This window comes from Azospirillum sp. B506 (assembly GCF_000333595.1).
Lineage (GTDB): Bacteria > Pseudomonadota > Alphaproteobacteria > Azospirillales > Azospirillaceae > Azospirillum.
This window is the reverse complement of record NZ_BADK01000058.1, coordinates 1-1,943: the sequence shown is the minus strand read 5'-3', so window position 1 is coordinate 1,943 and position 1,943 is coordinate 1. Positions and strand designations below refer to the sequence as shown.

At 59.9% G+C, this 1,943-nt stretch carries 2 protein-coding genes and 1 pseudogene; 1 reads left to right on the top strand and 2 read right to left on the bottom strand.

Translation table 11 applies throughout. The features are described 5' to 3' along the window. Positions 1 to 471 (bottom strand): annotated as a pseudogene (locus tag I71_RS01765) (hypothetical protein); the annotation flags it as partial. A 180-nt stretch (positions 472 to 651) separates the two neighbouring features. Then, complete coding sequence (locus I71_RS01760; protein ID WP_042689403.1) at positions 652 to 948, bottom strand: PqqD family protein; 297 nt, start codon at positions 946 to 948, stop codon at positions 652 to 654. A 635-nt stretch (positions 949 to 1,583) separates the two neighbouring features. Between I71_RS01760 and I71_RS01755 the strand changes: the two genes are divergently transcribed. Then, the gene (locus I71_RS01755; protein WP_042689400.1) at positions 1,584 to 1,874 is read left to right on the top strand and encodes a hypothetical protein; all 291 of its coding nucleotides are present in this window, start codon (positions 1,584 to 1,586) and stop codon (positions 1,872 to 1,874) included. Positions 1,875 to 1,943 lie beyond the last annotated feature (69 nt).

Genomic DNA, 1,943 nt, shown 5'->3' with positions numbered 1-1,943 from the left:
ATCAAGGCTGCAAAATTCGTCGGCAAGCAGACGATACCCCCGACGGGCCAGCGCGACCGCCAGCGTGCTCTTGCCACTCCCTCCGGACAACAGCACGGCGCGCCCGTTCAGAGCGATGCAGGCCGCCCACAGAGGTACCAGACCCCACCGGCAGCAGAGGACCGCCAGGGGGACGCCGCGGAGAAAACGGAGCGCACGTTCGAATCCGGCACCGGCCGGCAGCTCGATGGTAACCCGATGCCGATCCTCGATCAGATAGCGACCGATGCCCGGCACCTCGTGAAGGCACTGGCCGTCTTCGTCGATCTGCGTCAATGGCCGCAGGATCACCGGCCGGGGCAGTTCCCGCGGAACCGGCCCCAGTGCGAGTTCCACCGTGCGACCGGCGATCGGCGCGTCACCCGGTTCAAAGCCGGGACATTGGAACGGCGCGACGATGCCGAGACCAAGAGCACGATAGCTGTAGTACACGCCGTCCTATCCGCATTCCCAAAGCCTGTCACGACTGATCAGCCTGAATACCCCGCATCAAAGGCAGACACCAGCGGTCGATGGGCGGCGGACCGCACATCCCATGGATGGCCGTGGTATGGATCATACCAGTGAATTTTCAGGTCGAAATCATGTCCTCGCCGGCACCGATCCCTTTGGTCAGGCGAGCTTTATCAGCCCGTTGACCAGCAACCTATTGAGGAAGACCATCGTGTCCGCCTCGATCGCCTTCGGATCCCCGTCATAGTCGCGGGCGAGAGCGAGGTAGATGTCTTCGGGACGCATGGGATTTTCCAGGAGCCGCCAGATGGTACGCGCGGTTGCCGCCAGTCCGAAATAACTGCCATAATCTATGCTCATCAGCACGATTTCCTCGTCCAATTCCGCCATCAGCAAGTCGGTGCTGCGGGAAATCAGAACATCCGGTGACAGATGGGACGCGAATTGATCCATCATGGCATATCCTCAACAAGAACCGGCTCTACCCTCTGGCGCCACTTCACCCGCAGGACAATCAGACTTCAATTAATTGCAGCATGGAAATTCGCGTTTAAGGTGTCTTTGGGCGGCAATAAGCAAACTTTGCGAGAAAATGCAAAGATTTTCACCGTCTTTGCTGTATCTGACCATGGACTTCGCACAGTCATACGCCGCCTCAGCGATACACTTCTGACAAGTGTGGAACAAGCAATAAAAATATTCGAATCGCAACAAGTTGTGTCTCGCGCTTGATCCGATTTTGCGCATCGGCGATATATCAATTGTCAAAAAAGAAGACCTGAGGTGCATCATGTCGGTTGATCACAAAGGCGGCGAGCCTGACGATACCTCCTTGGTGGCAGTCGCCCGACCGGCCTGGACAGCACCGGAACTGTGCGAACTGTCCATCGGGCTGGGCACACGCGCCAAAGGCCTCTCTGTCTCCGACGGACAAACCACCAAGCCCGATGATGCCAGCTAGCGCGCATGGGGACATCCACGGGTGGCAGAAGCGCCGTGCGTGCAGGCCGCCCCACCTTCCAGTATGACCGGCTGGCATATGCCATCGGCGATCGATTGGTCGAAAACATCAGGTCGTACGGAACGGGCGCATGTTGCATTTCGTCGGGGCGATTGGGTTCCACGGAAATCGGCCGGCCGATCCAATGGCGGCGTCGGAGGCGGCCCGCCGTTTGGGTGGAGTGGGGTTCGGTGATGTTCAGACGCGGGAGGGAGAGGATTGGGTCCTCGGTTTCCGCTCCCGCCCTTTGGACGATTATGATGCCGGACTCGCCGGTCCCGTCCATGGCCGTGACGGCAGTCTGATCCTGATCGGATCGGGCCGGATCGACTGCCGGCGCGAACTTCTCGATACCCTTGGCCTCGACGGGCGGACACCGTGAAACGACGCGCGGCTGATGCTGGCTGCGTTTGAACGTTGGGCGAACAGGCGGCCGATCGCCTCCTCGGCG